This window comes from Pseudomonas neustonica (genome assembly GCF_003797945.1).
Lineage (GTDB): Bacteria > Pseudomonadota > Gammaproteobacteria > Pseudomonadales > Pseudomonadaceae > Halopseudomonas > Halopseudomonas neustonica.
Genome location: NZ_RKKU01000001.1, coordinates 97,488 through 112,220, shown reverse-complemented (window position 1 = coordinate 112,220; position 14,733 = coordinate 97,488). Strand labels below are relative to the sequence as shown.

Here is a 14,733-nt window from a genome sequence, read left to right as displayed (position 1 = left end):
CCAGGCTCCGGTTTCTCGATACAGATAGCAGCTTAGGCGCGGCCAACATACTCGTTAGAACGCGTATCAACCTTGAGCACATCGCCGGTATTAATAAACAGGGGTACTTTTACTACCGCACCCGTCGCCAGCTTGGCTGGCTTGGTGCCGCCACCCGAGGTATCGCCGCGCACACCCGGGTCGGTTTCAACTACTTCCAACTCAACAAAATTGGGCGGAGAAACAGCGATAGGCGCGCCATTGAATAGCGTTACCGTATATACAACCTGCTCTTTCATCCAGTTGCTGCAATCACCAACTGCCTTCTCATCAGCACCATACTGCTCAAAAGAACCATCAGTGGCCATGAAGTGCCAGAACTCACCGTCGGCATAGAGATATTCCATCTCACGATCCATCACGTCAGCACCTTCGAGCGACTCGCCCGACTTGAAGGTACGCTCGTTCACGCGACCCGTCTTCAGGTTACGTACCTTGACGCGGTTAAATGCCTGACCTTTGCCGGGCTTCACGTATTCGTTTTCCAGGATGGAACAAGGATCGCCGTCGAGCATCACCTTAAGACCCGGCTTGAATTCATTGGTAGAATAATTGGCCATACACACATTCCCACTTTCAATTAAACGGATAATCCGACAACGCGCCTTCTGACAACAGATGGAGGCAGCCAGTCGGATACCCTGACACCCTTGCGCGGAAAAACACCAATGATACATGGTTCTTCAGTTCGTGTTGAGTCCGCCAGCTGGCAAAATCTGCTAGCTGGCAGCATTACCGACCCAAGGGTATTGCTCGCACGTCTAAAGCTTGACCCTGGCCTGCTGGCAGGCGCCCTGGCAGCAGGCCGAGAGTTTGCACTGCGCGTCCCTGAGCCGTATCTGCTGCGGATGCAACCAGGCAATCCAAACGACCCGCTATTGCGTCAGGTACTGCCGCTGGGCGAGGAACTGGAAGATCAACCCGGCTATGTAACGGACCCACTGGGCGAACAGCATAGTAATGCGCAACCCGGCATCATCCACAAATATCATGGCCGCCTTTTACTGGTGGTCACTGCTGGCTGTGCGATCAACTGCCGTTATTGTTTTCGCCGCCACTTTCCTTACGCCGAAAACAACCTGAGCACCGCCGAGTGGGAGCAGGCACTGGACTATATTCGCCAGGACTCCTCCATTAATGAGGTAATTTACAGTGGTGGAGATCCGCTGGCCGCCAATGATCGACGCATCGCCTGGCTAACCCGTCAGATCGCGGATATCCCGCATATAAAGCGACTACGGGTGCACACCAGACTGCCAGTCGTCATCCCTCAGCGCGTTACTGACGGACTGATAGAGGCGCTCAGCGCTACGCGATTACCGGTAACCATGGTGCTGCACTGTAACCATGCAAACGAAGTTGATGCGCAGATGCTGGCAGCAACGCAGAAGCTGAAAAGCGCAAACATCACCCTACTCAATCAGGCAGTATTGCTGCGCGGGGTAAACAACCGACTTGAAGACCAGATGGCGCTGAGTGAGGTACTAGGCGACAATGGCGTATTACCTTATTATCTCCACCTTCTTGACCATGTGCGAGGCGCTAGCCACTTTCACTGTAGCGACGCAGAGGCCAAACACCTGGTTGGACAATTACTGACCCGACTGCCGGGCTATCTCGTACCACGCTTAGTCAGAGAGATTGCAGGGGAAGCCGGGAAAGTCCCTATTCACGTAGATCTGATCACTTCCTGAATCAACCAATAATAGTGAAAAAGAGCTCGGTTGAAGCAGTGCCAACGATGCATAAACGATTTAGCGACTTAAAGGCTAAACTGCTACAGTGTCTTCACTAGAAGACTTGAAACTCAAGGCGCCAGGAATGCCAAAGCTCGATGGCTGCTTGGCTTTGGTCAGAACTGCTTGCACTGGATATGACTGTTATGGATAGCACATCGCAAAAACTGAATTTGCGTATTCCCCAGCAAACACTCAGCAGCTTGAGCTTTGCTGAAGGCACGGAAAAGGGGATTAGCCAATGGCTGGCCAATCTGCCGAAAGCCAACATTGGTGAGACAGCACGTCAGTTATATCAAGGGCTCATCGAGCTGAACCAGCTTGAGTTGGCTGCTGATCGGCGTCTGGCCATCCTCGAGCTGATCAGGCCTGAAGTGCACTATGTTTGCACAGCGCTATCCAAATATTACCTTGGCCAGTCCATCGTTCTCGAAGACAAACCGCGTAAGGTCGCCAACCTCTCGCAATCGCTGCAAAACCACCTCGCCAATGGCTACAAGATAGTTGTGGCGCAAGAGCGCAGCATAAAGTCGCGAGATCATGCCAGCCAAATGACGCTAGCGCTACAACGCTCCATTCGCAGCCTATGCGGTCCACTGTTGCGCGCCTTTCAGCTCTACTGTCCCGTGGCAGACGGAGTCTGGCTAGAGCTACACCAGCTATACCAGCTCGCCCGTCGGCGCAAGCTTCACCTGACCGCCGTTCCGGACAAGGAAAGCGCCAGCACAAAACCGCTGAGCATAGAACAAAGCTACATCATTGCGCTGCTGATGGGATCGGCAAGACCGAACCAGATGCGCCAGAGCGCCATGGGGAAGCTGTTTTCGACCCTGGAAGACTGGAGCCGAACCGCACGCATTGTGCAGCCAACTGACGCCAAAGCCCTATTCATCATCAACCCTGATATGGACTGCCCAGCGCGCTACAAATCATTGATTCGTGACGAAAACCTGGACAATAGCCTTGGGTTAGATACCAGCGAGCTGGTGAACAGCATCAAAGACTACATGCTGCAAGGTAACGACTACCGCGGAGATCTGCGCATCCCAGACAATATGGGTGTCGAGCTACTGCAACATGTGAGTCAATCATGGGGCGACTTGGCGGAACGCACCTTCAACCGCATACCGAGCGGAGGCCAGCTCAAGGTCAGCATCGGTATGAGTGCAACGCACTACCGTATCGCCGGCAAAGCCTTTACCCGTTTTGTCGATGCTGAGGAGGATATGGAGACCAACCCCTTCTCCGATGCGGCTCAACGCGAAAAACAGACAGGCTGGGCTACTGCATTTGACGGCGGCTCCCAGTCAGTAGACTGGCACGGCGCTGGTGTAGAGCAGATCGACTATAACGGCACAGGGAGCGGCATTGACGAAGACGAGGAAGCAGAGAACTATCCGATTCACACGCTGCCCATCGTCAATCATAGCCCCGGTGGATTCTGTCTCACCTGGCCTAAAGAAGTGCCAAAACAGCTGCAGGCTGGCGAGTTGCTAGGCATACAAGAGACCAATGACAAAGACTGGACTCTGGCCGTCGTGCGCTGGATTCGCCAAGTACGTGGTGGTGGTACGCAAATGGGGATTGAGCTGGTTGCACCGCATTGCACACCCTGTGCAGCCAAGCTGCTGCGCAAAACCGGGGAGCCCAGTCAGTTCTTGCGCGCCCTGCTGCTGCCCGAAGTTCCAGCCATTGACAGACCGGCAACCATTATCACGCCGCGAATGCCGTTCCAGATCAACAGCAAAATCATCATTCACCGTCCAGGCTACTCTCAACGTGCGCACCTCACTGAGCGCATGACGGCAACCGGCAGCTATAGCCAGTTTGAATATCAGTTAATCGAGAAGACAAAAGATGAGATGTCTCAATCTGAGACTAAAGCCTCATCCTTGACGGTTAGCACTGAGGATGACTTTGACTCGCTTTGGAAGTCTCTGTAGATTTAAACGCCTCATCACCAAGGGCTGCGCATCAGCGCAACCCGCTCTGTGCGGACTACTATGGGCAAAGAAAACCAAGCCATTAAACTTCTTATTCTGGATGACTCGCAGAACAACGCAGAGCGTCTGGTAAGCCTGTTACGTAACGCCGGACACGCGACCCGAGCTCACCGCATCACCTCAGTAGAAGACTTGCAGGAGTCGCTGCAACAAACCTGGGATCTCTGCCTGGCCAGACCCGAAACCAGCTTCATGACAGCACATGAGGCGGCAAGCTTAATTGCTCGTCAGGCTCGCGATATACCTTTTATTCTGCTCGCACCATCACCCAGTACAGAGCTGCGCGTCGAGGCACTGAGGGCCGGTATGCAGGACGCACTCAGTGACGACAGTGATGCACTGCTGACGCTCATAGTCAGCCGCGAGCTTGCCAACCTGGCCGCCCGCAGACAAAGACGCATCGCCGAGCAAAGCCTGCGTGAGGCTGAAAAGCGTTGCCAGCTGCTGCTCGATAGTTCAGTTGATGCCATTGCCTATGTACATGAAGGCATGCATATCTACGCCAACCGCTCGTATATCCAGCTATTTGGCTATGAAGATCCGGATGATCTGGCGGCAGAACCCATGGTTGGCTTGATAGCCAGCGAGGACCAAGGCCGTTTCAAAGATTTTCTACGTAGCTATATACAACAAGGCGGCGAGAATGAGATGCGTCTCAAGGGCTTGGACAGCAGCGGAAAACAGTTCCCGATCTCCCTCAGCTTTTCTCCCGCGAGCTACGATAGCGAGCCCTGTACTCAGGTCGTTATCCGAGCAGAAACCGCCAGCGCCGAGTTTGAAGAAAAGCTCAAGGTCATGGCCAGTAGAGACCTGGTTACCGGTCTGTTTAACCGCTCCTATTTTCAAGATCAACTTGAAGCCGTGCGGGATAACGCAGTGCGGCTGGGCCAGCCAAGCAGCCTGGCTTATATCAGCATTGATGACTTCAATAGCCTGCAGTCTGACATCGGGCTTGGTGGTGCGGACCTGGTGCTAACCGATATTGCTCAGCTGCTGCTTGAACACTTCCCTGAAGGCACGTTGATTGCGCGTTTCAGTGATGATGCCTGCACTGTGCTCATCAACGGCATTGAGCCAGAAGCAGCATTGGAATCCCTGGAAAGTCTGCGGCGCAAGGTCGAGGCGAATCTGTTTGAAGCAGGCGGGCGTACCGTACAAATTACGCTCAGTATCGGTGTCTCCGCCATCAGTGAGACCAGCGCCGATCCGGATGAGGCGATAAACCGAGCGCACCGCCTTGCAGATCAGCTCAATACCGCGGGCGGCAACGCCGTCAAGATATTTAACCCACTGGAAGAGCTTGCGCACCAGGCAAATCGCGGCAATCTGATTGCGCTGATAAAGCACACTCTTGAGACCAATGGCTTCCGGCTGCTATTCCAGCCGGTGATCAGCCTGCGCGGGGATGACGCGGAGAACTATGAGACTTTTCTGCGCCTGTTAAATCATGAAGGCGAAGAAGTGCCGGCAGCAGACTTTCTGCCTGCCGCGCAGGAAGCGGGGTTGGCGGAAGAAATAGACCGTTGGGTAGTGACTCAGGCCACCCGCCTGCTCAGCAGTCATCGCAGCAAGGGGGCCAGTACTCACCTATTGATCAACCTCAGTGGCGCTAGCCTGCAAAATCCGGAAATGGTCGAGTGGATTGCCGGCAAACTGAAAGAGGCTCGGCTACCACCGGACAGTATTATCTTCCAGTTCAACGAAGCTGACGTGAATACCTACCTGAAGCAGGCCAAGGTGCATACCGAAGCATTGCGCGCACTGCACTGCAAGGTATCACTCAGCCACTTTGGCGGTGCACTGCACCCGTACGCCTCGCTTAAACATGTGCACGCCGACTACATAAAGATAGACGGGTCTTTCGCCCGAGATCTATCCGATCCTGCGGCAGTAGAAGCCTTGAAAAACATGGTCTCAACGCTGCACGCGCAGGGCAAACTGACTATCGTACCCTACGTCGACAGTGCGGCCATGATGCCAACGTTGTGGCAAGCAGGGGTCAACTATATTCAGGGCCACTATTTGCAACCGCCGAGCGACAGCATGAGTTACGACTTTTCTGCCGAATAGAGCAGCAACAAGCAGCCCTCGCAATAGAACGAAAACGCCCGGATTAATCCGGGCGTTTTTGCAATCGAGCTCCCACGTTAACCACCTTCACGGTCACGAAAGCCCAACAAGTATAAAATGCCATCCAACCCCAGGGTCGATATAGCCTGCTTGGCGGATTGTTTGACCAAAGGCTTGGCGCGAAACGCGACTCCAAGCCCGGCGATTGACAGCATCGGCAGATCATTGGCACCGTCGCCAACGGCAATCGTTTGCTCAAGACTGATACCTTCCTGCTGAGCCAGTTGGCGCAGTAACTCTGCCTTGCGCTGGCCGTCGACAATAGGCTCCTGCACTTCACCAGTAACCAGGCCATCGACCACAGGCAGCGCATTGGCATAGACATAATCAATGCCCAGCCGCTGCTGTAACTGCTCAGCAAAATAAGTAAATCCACCGGACAAAATAGCGGTTTTATAACCCAGCCGGCGTAACTGTGCGATCAAGGTCTCTGCACCTTCGGTCAGCCGCAAAGACTCGCCTACCTGCTGCAAGGTCGAGATAGGCAAGCCTTTCAATAACGCCATGCGCTCACGAAAGCTCGCTTTAAAATCCAATTCACCGCGCATAGCCCGTTCAGTGATCTCTGCTACGGCATCACCAACACCGGCGGCCTTGGCCAACTCGTCAATGACCTCTGCGTCAATCAGGGTTGAGTCCATGTCAAAAACGACCAGGCGGCGATTACGCCGAAAGATACTATCCTGCTGGAAAGCGATATCGACGCTCAACTCTTGTGCAATAGCGAGGAACTCGGCACGCAGCGCAGCAGGATCAGCTGGCTCGCCGCGCACCGAAAATTCGATACATCCCTTACCCTGGTCGGCAGGTAAGCCTTCAGGAATTCGGCCTGACAGACGATCAATATGATCTATGTTCAAATCATAGCGTGCGGTAATTTCGCTGACTCTGGCGATATGTTCTGCCGTAACGCGGCGTGCCAGCAGCGTAACTATGTGTCTGGGCTTGCCCTGCCCGGTCACCCAGCGCCCGTACTCTTCCGCGCTGACCGGGGTAAACCGCACCTGCTGATCCAGTTCATAGCCACGAAAAAGCACATCCTTCAGCACGTCTGACAACCCTTCTTCGCCCGTCATCTCGACCAGGATTCCAAAGGAAAGCGTATCATGAATAACGGCTTGGCCAATATCCAGGATGTTGACCTCGGCCTTCGCCAGCAGGCCGGTAATAGCCGCCGTCAGACCCGGACGATCCGGGCCGGTAATATTGATCAGGACTATTTCCTTCAAGGTAACCTCTTACGCCAAGCTAAAAACCGTATTCTAACCGGAATTGGCAACGACCTCACAGATGAACCCTTTTTCCATGCCGTGGTAATGGCTATACTCGCGGTTCAAGCCGCCAGCGGCCAGTTCTTGCCCACCCCAAGCCAATTCCGAGTCCTATTTTGAGCCGCTCAAGCCCGCCCCAAGACAATCTATTTCTGCGCAGCTATACACAAATCAGGCAAAGCTGCAGTAAATTCCGCTACGCGGTGCCACTACTGGTACTAATACCGCTGCTTGGAATATTGCTGCTGACACTCTGGTTTGGCAACAACCAGCTCCAGCGTGATATTGGTACCCAGGCAGATCGCGTAGGTGCAGCACTGGCTCGTCAGATCGCGTCAACCGCGGCTGAACCGCTGGCCGCGGGTGACAACCTGAGCCTGAACATTTTGCTCGCTGAGTGGAACCAGAACCCCTTAATCGCTCATGTAAGCCTTTATTCGACAGATAATCGAATTATCGCTGAAGCGGGTAACAAGCCGGCCACCCGCAACCGCGCTCCCGGTCAGGGGCGCTACATGTCAGCTGTTCTGCAACAAGAACAGGTGGCAGGCCAGATTCAGTTGATGTTGGCTGCACAACCATTCCGTCAGCCGGCGACCAACCTGATGCTGCATATAATCTGGAGCTTACTCGCTGTTTCGCTGGTCGCTGGCTTCACAGTCTGGTTATGGACAACGCGGCTGAGACGGGACCTGATCGCTATCGCCCAGTGGGACAGAAGCCCCAGTTATCCTGCACCAGCGAGCGCCCGTCATGATGAGCTGGGTGACTTTGCCCGCACCCTGACGCAACAACGTGGGCTTTATCCAGAGCCAGAGCCAGAGCCGGAAATACCGGTGGTCACAGAAATAGCCGCCGCACCCGCCGTCGACGAGGTTCAAAAAGCCCCCGTGGTCGTTGAAACCGGCGAGGTTGCAGACGCAGCAGCGCCTGAAGAAACAATCCATAGCGAAGCCTCGTTGACTGAAACGCCACCAACAGACACAGCTATTGATTCAGAACACGAGCCAGCCGACAACGACGAAGAGCTGGACGACAACGCCAATCCTCAAGTAGAAGATGAAGATGCTGCGGATACCCCGCTACCACGCCACGCGATGCTAGCGGTACGACTGGGCAATCAGGAAGCACTGCGCCGACTACCTCGTGAACGGTTACTGACGCTACTCGATCGGTATCGTGAGCACGTGCAACGTGCCGCGCAACTCTATGGTGGTCAACAACATACCTTGTTCGACGGCACCAGCGTGTTGATGTTCAGCCCTGGCGCTGAGGATACTCGCGATGAGCTGAATCACGGTCTTTGCTGTGGAGAGCTGTTGCGCGTGCTCGGGCATGATCTGCAGATTGAGATTGCCGATACCGGCATTGCTCTTCACCTTCAGCTCGCGCTGTGCCACGCCCCCGGACTCGATAACATCAGTGACGAAGCATTGAGCGAACATGAACTCTGTCAGCGTACGCTGGATCAACTGCAGCACAGCCGTAATCTTCTGCTGGTAGACGCTGAGCTGGCAGGCGCAGGCACCCTGGCTGATAGCGCTGTAGCACGCCGCCTGGCCAGCCAGAATGGTATTTACTGCATTGAGCGCCTGCTCGAACCCTATCAATCGATGGTAGAGAGCCAATTGAACAAGCTCTACAACCAACGCCAGGGCTGAGGAGCCTAGCCTGACTCAGCGCCAGGCTCCTGCACATGATGGCCTAGAGTCAGTGCAACCTAGTCGCCAGCAACTGGCGACTCAGGAGCAACATTGGAGCGTTCAACCGCGACAGCATCAACCTTCTGGAATCCGCGTGGCAACTTGTTGCCACGACGTCCGCGCTCACCGCAATAGTGCTCAAGATCTGACGACTTGAGGGTCAAGGTGCGCTTGCCAGCCGTCAACACCAGGCAAGCGCCCGGCGGAAGTACGGCCAAGCCGGCAACAAACTCTTCACGCGACTTAACCCGCGCCGATGGTAATGACAAAATCTTGTTACCCTTGCCCTTGGACAGCTGAGGCAGTTCAGACAGGCTGAATACCAGCAAGCGACCCTCATTGGACACCGCTGCCAACTGGCAACTCTTCAGATCTTGCACCCGCTGAGGTCTTAGTACCCGCCCACCCTCAGGCACACTAAGCAGCGCTTTGCCGTTCTTGTTTTTGGCCAGCAAATCAGAGCCCTGAGCAACAAAACCATAACCTGCATCCGACGCCAGCAAGTACAAAGCATCATCCTCAGGCATCAAGACGGTTTCAAAGCTGGCACCTGACGGTGGATTAAAACGCCCGGTCAGCGGTTCGCCCTGCCCTCTGGCAGAAGGCAGGGTGTGCGCTGGCAACGAATAACTGCGGCCACTACTGTCAATAAATACCGCCTGCTGATTAGTGCGGCCGCTAGCCTGGTCAAGGAAGGCGTCGCCAGCCTTGTAGCTCAAACCGGCGCCATCGACGTCATGCCCTTTGGCACAGCGTACCCAGCCTTTTTCCGACAGTACAACAGTGACGGGCTCAGAGGGCACCAACTCGGTTTCCGACAAGGCGCGTGCTTCCTTGCGCTCAACCAAGGGTGAGCGACGGTCATCACCGTAGGTTTCGGCATCGGCAATCAACTCATCACGAACCTTGTTACGCAACAAACGCTCGCTGCCCAGAATTTTCTCCAGACCATCACGCTCGGCGGCTAATGCATCCTGTTCACCGCGAATCTTCATCTCTTCCAGCCGCGCCAATTGACGCAGGCGGGTATCAAGAATGTAATCGGCTTGCAGATCGCTGAGCTCAAAGCGTGCAATCAGCTCAGCTTTAGGCTGCTCTTCGGTGCGAATGATATGGATAACTTCATCCAGATTAAGGAAGGCAACCAACAAACCTTCCAACAGATGCAAACGAGCCAGTATCTTGTCCAGTCGGTATTGCAGGCGACGGCGCACAGTGGCAACGCGAAAGCCCAGCCACTCTGTGAGCATGGTCCACAGATCCTTCACCGCTGGTCTGCCATCGGTGCCTATCACGTTCATATTGACGCGATAACTGTGCTCCAGATCCGTAGTCGCAAACAGGTGCTGCATCAACTCGTCCAAATCGATCCGGTTTGAGCGCGGCACTATAACAATGCGGGTTGGGTTCTCGTGATCGGATTCGTCACGCAGATCAGCCACCATGGGTAGCTTTTTATTCTGCATCTGGCCAGCAATTTGCTCCAACACCTTGGCACCGGACACCTGATGCGGCAGCGCAGTGATCACTATCTCGCCATCTTCGCGGTTCCAGACAGCGCGAGTGCGCACCGACCCCCGACCTGTGGCATAGATTTTCAGCAGCTCGTTGCGCGGCGTAATGATCTCCGCTTCGGTTGGGAAATCCGGCCCCTGGATATGCTCCAGAATCTCGTCCAGCCCCGCGCCCGGGTCATCCAACAAACGAACACAGGCGGCCGCCACTTCACGCAGGTTATGCGGCGGCACATCGGTCGCCATACCCACAGCGATACCCGTGGTGCCGTTGAGCAGCAGGTTCGGCAAGCGGGCCGGTAGCACCATGGGTTCATCCATAGTGCCGTCAAAGTTAGGCTGCCAGTCGACCGTGCCCTGCCCCAGCTCGGTCAGCAGCGTTTCACTGTAGCGCGCCAGTCGCGCCTCGGTATAACGCATGGCGGCAAAGGATTTAGGATCATCTGGTGCACCCCAGTTACCCTGCCCGTCGACCAGTGGGTAACGGTAGGAAAAAGGCTGCGCCATCAATACCATAGCTTCGTAGCAGGCCGAATCACCGTGCGGATGATACTTACCGAGAACGTCACCGACGGTACGCGCCGACTTTTTGTGCTTTGAGGTGGCCGAGAGGCCCAGCTCACTCATCGCATAGATAATGCGGCGCTGCACCGGCTTGAGACCATCACCAATATGCGGCAGCGCTCGATCCATGATGACGTACATGGAGTAGTTGAGATAAGCCTCTTCAGTAAAAGACGCCAGCGTACGACGCTCTACTCCCTCGAGACTCAGATCCAGGCCATCACTCATACACAATCTCCGTTATGGCTTGCCGTGCTGATGCCGGCCGCCGCACTACTTGTTCACTGATACTGTCGCAGCAGCAATTCACCGCCGCGCGAGCTGAAATCCAATTGCCGCAGCGCACTCATGCCCAGCAACACCTCTTCGCCACCCATACCCGGCACGATCCCCGCTTCCACGTCGTGCAGCACGATGTCACCAATGCGCAGCCTGTCTAGCCGGGTGCTAAAACCCGGCGCAGTACCATTAGCGGTTTCTACCATAAATCTCCGCCCTTGCTTTAGCCCCATCTGCTCGGCAAGTTCAGCCGGGACCGCCACAAAGGAAGCGCCGGTATCAACCAAAAAGGTCACGCCATGCTGGTTGATCTGGCCATCGACCAGAAAATGCCCTTGGCGATTTGGCTCAAGCAGCACCTCCACGGCATTATCCAAGTGAACCGAGTCAGGCTTTTGATTGGGATTTTGCTGACGCTCCTCTACCCCGCTAAACCAGTAGGCAGCCAGCAACAAACCGGCTGCCCAGGCGAGTATCAACATACCTGTGCCTAACCGACGTTGACTGGGGGGCGGGGCGTCAGTCACGTTTGGTTTCCTCCTGCCAGTCGCTCGGTAGTTCAAATTGAAAAATCCACGGTCGGCTATCACCATCCGGTCGCACGCGATCGTTGTTATCCAGACCAATCATGATGCCGTCTTCATTGATCAATAGTGCTTCGGCCAAGCCAAAGGGGGCGTCAGGGTAGAAGTAAGGTTCCGCCAATACCGTCTGAGCAAAAGACCAGCAACGCTCGCGCTTGCCCGAAACCGAACTACGCCGACAGACCTGATGCGCATTGCGCTCCAGTGTCCATAACTTACCCTGCCATAACACCAGATCAGAGAAGTCGGCGGGCAACACTTCTTTATTCAACACGCCCGGCGCAAAAGTGTCTGTAGGCAGGAATCGACGCTCAGCCAGCAGAACACAGCCCGCCAGTGGGCAGCGCCATTGGTCATCCTGACGTTGCAACTTCAGCAAACCGCGCCCTTGGCGCTCTGCTGCCAACCAGAGTGTTTCCGCTTCGGCGTCAATAGCCACGCCCTCAGCCAGGGCATTGACCTGTTGCCATAAGCCTCGGCTCTCTCCCTCGCTGTAGACCGCAGGGTCAAGATCCAGCCACTGGCCTTTGACCGCGGTTTCGCCTGCTGGCGGCAGCTTCAGCACACCCAACTGACTTTCACTAACCAGATAACGATTGGCCTGCGCATCGCAAGCCAGGCCTTCAAAATCCAGCGCGCGACCGCTCAATCCCCGCAGCCAGGCGCCAGCCAGCAGCTGCACAGGCAACATGCTGGGCGAGTCCTTGGGTAATTCAAAGTGTTCAGCGCTGGCTTGCCAGCTAGCACCAATGGTCTGCAATACAAACAGAGTTTGATCTTCACGGTCTGACAACGCCAACAACTGACTACCACAATACTGCAGCGCCGAAAGATTACCGCGCTCCATGCCATCAACCGGCAGCGCCTGCACCAGAGCCAGCTCAGGCGCTCTTTCAAAGGCATTGACGGGTAGCGCAACAAACAACAAAGAGGCCAGCGCAAGCTGTCTGACAAACTGGCTCAAAGCAGCACCTCGGCCAGGTTACCCTTGCTTTCCAGCCATATTTTGCGGTCACCAGACCGCTTTTTCGCCAGCAGCATATCCATCAGTTGCTCCGTGTCCTGCGTATCGTCCACGGTCAGTTGCACCAGACGGCGGGTATCCGGTGCCATGGTTGTTTCACGTAACTGCAGCGGGTTCATCTCACCGAGACCCTTGAAGCGAGTGACCTGAATCTTGCCACGCTTACCCTCGGCTTCTATACGATCAAGGATGCCCTGTTTTTCCGCATCATCCAGCGCGTAATAAATGTCTTTGCCGATATCCACGCGATACAAGGGCGGCATGGCGACAAAAACGTGACCAGCCTCTACCAGTGGGCGGAAGTGACGTACAAACAAGGCGCACAGCAGCGTCGCAATGTGCAAACCGTCCGAGTCGGCATCAGCGAGGATACAAATCTTGCCATAGCGCAGCTGCTCAAGACTGCCAACACCCGGATCGACACCAATGGCCACGGCAATATCGTGAACCTCCTGCGAGCCCAGAACCTCGCTCGATTCCACTTCCCAGGTGTTAAGGATTTTGCCGCGCAACGGCATGATGGCTTGAAATTCTTTGTTGCGCGCCTGCTTGGCGCTACCCCCTGCGGAGTCACCCTCTACCAGAAACAGCTCTGAACGGCGCGTATCCTGCCCCACACAATCAGCCAGCTTACCCGGCAACGCAGGCCCCTGAGTAATACGCTTGCGCTCAATTTTCTTGCCGGCCTTGAGACGACGACCAGCGTGACTAATCGCCAGTTCAGCCAGTTGCAAGCCGATATCAGCATGCTGATTGAGCCAAAGGCTGAAGGCATCCTTGACCACACCCGAGACAAACGCAGCCGACTCACGCGAGGACAGGCGCTCTTTCGTCTGCCCGGAAAACTGCGCTTCGGCCATTTTCAGCGACAAGACATAGCTGACCCGTTCCCAAATATCCTCAGGAGCCAGCTTGACGCCGCGTGGCAGCAGATTGCGAAACTCGCAGAACTCGCGAATAGCCTCCAACAGGCCGGCGCGCAGACCGTTGACGTGAGTGCCGCCTTGCGCTGTTGGGATCAGGTTAACGTAGCTTTCCTGCACCAGTTCGCCGCCTTCCGGCAGCCAGAAAACAGCCCAATCGACTGCCTCCTTGCTCGACGAAAGGCTACCGGTAAAGGGCTCATCTGGTAGTTTTGGCCATTCGGCACAGGAATCTATCAGGTAATCACGCAGACCATCTTCGTAATACCAGCTGTTGCTTTCACCATTCTGGCGGTCTTCAAACTCAACCTTCAAGCCAGGACAGAGTACTGCTTTCGCCTTCAACAGATGCTTGAGTCGAGCGATGCTGAACTTGGCTGAGTCGAAATAGCTCGCGTCGGGCCAGAATTTGACAGTGGTTCCCGTGTTGCGTTTGCCTACGGTGCCAACCACCTCCAGCTCTTGCACTTTTTCGCCGCTTTCAAACGCCATGGCGTATTCCTGGCCATCACGCTTGACGCGCACATCGACCCGCAGCGAGAGCGCGTTAACGACCGAAATACCGACCCCGTGCAAGCCACCGGAGAACTGATAATTTTTGTTCGAGAACTTACCCCCCGCATGCAAACGGGTAAAGATGAGTTCGACCCCCGACACACCCTCTTCCGGGTGAATATCCACTGGCATACCCCGACCATCGTCGCTGACCTCGAGCGCATTGTCCGGATGCAAAACGACGGTAATGGTACGGGCATGCCCGGCCAGAGCCTCATCGACACTGTTATCAATTACCTCTTGGGCAAGATGGTTCGGGCGAGTGGTGTCGGTGTACATACCGGGACGACGACGTACCGGGTCCAGGCCGCTGAGTACTTCCAGCGCATCAGCGTTGTAGGTCGATTGAGACATGATCTGAGCGGTTTTCCTTATTATTCATGGGCTGCCGGTAGTGCTCCAGCCGCG

At 55.3% G+C, this 14,733-nt stretch carries 10 protein-coding genes; 4 read left to right on the top strand and 6 right to left on the bottom strand.

Going from position 1 to position 14,733, the window contains the following annotated elements:
* Positions 1–32: 32 nt before the first annotated feature.
* On the bottom strand, positions 33–599 hold the full coding sequence (gene efp, locus EF096_RS00435; RefSeq protein ID WP_123887635.1) for an elongation factor P: 567 nt from the start codon (positions 597–599) through the stop codon (positions 33–35).
* A gap of 108 nt (positions 600–707) precedes the next feature.
* On the opposite strand from efp, the gene epmB reads away from it, so the two are divergent.
* From epmB to EF096_RS00420, 3 genes are all read left to right on the top strand, one after another.
* On the top strand, positions 708–1,733 hold the full coding sequence (epmB, locus tag EF096_RS00430; protein WP_123887634.1) for an EF-P beta-lysylation protein EpmB: 1,026 nt from the start codon (positions 708–710) through the stop codon (positions 1,731–1,733).
* 188 nt (positions 1,734–1,921) lie between these two features.
* The gene (locus tag EF096_RS00425; protein ID WP_123887633.1) at positions 1,922–3,718 is read left to right on the top strand and encodes a molecular chaperone; all 1,797 of its coding nucleotides are present in this window, start codon (positions 1,922–1,924) and stop codon (positions 3,716–3,718) included.
* 60 nt (positions 3,719–3,778) lie between these two features.
* Complete coding sequence (locus EF096_RS00420; RefSeq protein ID WP_123887632.1) at positions 3,779–5,848, top strand: EAL domain-containing protein; 2,070 nt, start codon at positions 3,779–3,781, stop codon at positions 5,846–5,848.
* A gap of 77 nt (positions 5,849–5,925) precedes the next feature.
* Here EF096_RS00420 and serB read toward each other — a convergent pair whose 3' ends face one another.
* Positions 5,926–7,137 carry a phosphoserine phosphatase SerB gene (serB, locus tag EF096_RS00415; protein WP_123887631.1) on the bottom strand — a complete coding sequence of 404 codons (1,212 nt, stop codon included), beginning with the start codon at positions 7,135–7,137 and terminating at the stop codon, positions 5,926–5,928.
* 158 nt (positions 7,138–7,295) lie between these two features.
* Between serB and EF096_RS00410 the strand changes: the two genes are divergently transcribed.
* On the top strand, positions 7,296–8,840 hold the full coding sequence (locus EF096_RS00410) for a hypothetical protein (protein WP_123887630.1): 1,545 nt from the start codon (positions 7,296–7,298) through the stop codon (positions 8,838–8,840).
* A gap of 59 nt (positions 8,841–8,899) precedes the next feature.
* On the opposite strand, the gene parC is transcribed toward EF096_RS00410, so the two are convergent.
* From parC to parE, 4 genes are read right to left on the bottom strand one after another with little or no spacing between them, the layout of a single operon-like run.
* Positions 8,900–11,188 (bottom strand): DNA topoisomerase IV subunit A, encoded by a 2,289-nt coding sequence (parC, locus tag EF096_RS00405; protein ID WP_123887629.1) that lies wholly within the window; start codon positions 11,186–11,188, stop codon positions 8,900–8,902.
* Between the two features lie 53 nt (positions 11,189–11,241).
* Positions 11,242–11,721, bottom strand: a complete 480-nt coding sequence (locus EF096_RS00400) for a retropepsin-like aspartic protease family protein (protein WP_123887975.1) — start codon at positions 11,719–11,721, stop codon at positions 11,242–11,244.
* Positions 11,722–11,758: 37 nt separating this feature from the next.
* Positions 11,759–12,787, bottom strand: a complete 1,029-nt coding sequence (locus EF096_RS00395; protein WP_123887628.1) for an esterase-like activity of phytase family protein — start codon at positions 12,785–12,787, stop codon at positions 11,759–11,761.
* Positions 12,784–14,679 (bottom strand): DNA topoisomerase IV subunit B, encoded by a 1,896-nt coding sequence (gene parE, locus EF096_RS00390; RefSeq protein ID WP_123887627.1) that lies wholly within the window; start codon positions 14,677–14,679, stop codon positions 12,784–12,786. The genes EF096_RS00395 and parE overlap by 4 nt, the downstream gene beginning before the upstream one ends.
* Positions 14,680–14,733 lie beyond the last annotated feature (54 nt).

What these genes read in the sequence shown, in the direction of transcription:
- efp (WP_123887635.1), bottom strand. Translation starts at nt 599, where the DNA reads ATGGCCAATTATTCTACCAATGAATTCAAGCCGGGTCTTAAGGTGATG.
- epmB (WP_123887634.1), top strand. Translation starts at nt 708, where the DNA reads ATGATACATGGTTCTTCAGTTCGTGTTGAGTCCGCCAGCTGGCAAAAT.
- EF096_RS00425 (WP_123887633.1), top strand. Translation starts at nt 1,922, where the DNA reads ATGGATAGCACATCGCAAAAACTGAATTTGCGTATTCCCCAGCAAACA.
- EF096_RS00420 (WP_123887632.1), top strand. Translation starts at nt 3,779, where the DNA reads ATGGGCAAAGAAAACCAAGCCATTAAACTTCTTATTCTGGATGACTCG.
- parC (WP_123887629.1), bottom strand. Translation starts at nt 11,188, where the DNA reads ATGAGTGATGGCCTGGATCTGAGTCTCGAGGGAGTAGAGCGTCGTACG.
- EF096_RS00400 (WP_123887975.1), bottom strand. Translation starts at nt 11,721, where the DNA reads ATGTTGATACTCGCCTGGGCAGCCGGTTTGTTGCTGGCTGCCTACTGG.
- parE (WP_123887627.1), bottom strand. Translation starts at nt 14,679, where the DNA reads ATGTCTCAATCGACCTACAACGCTGATGCGCTGGAAGTACTCAGCGGC.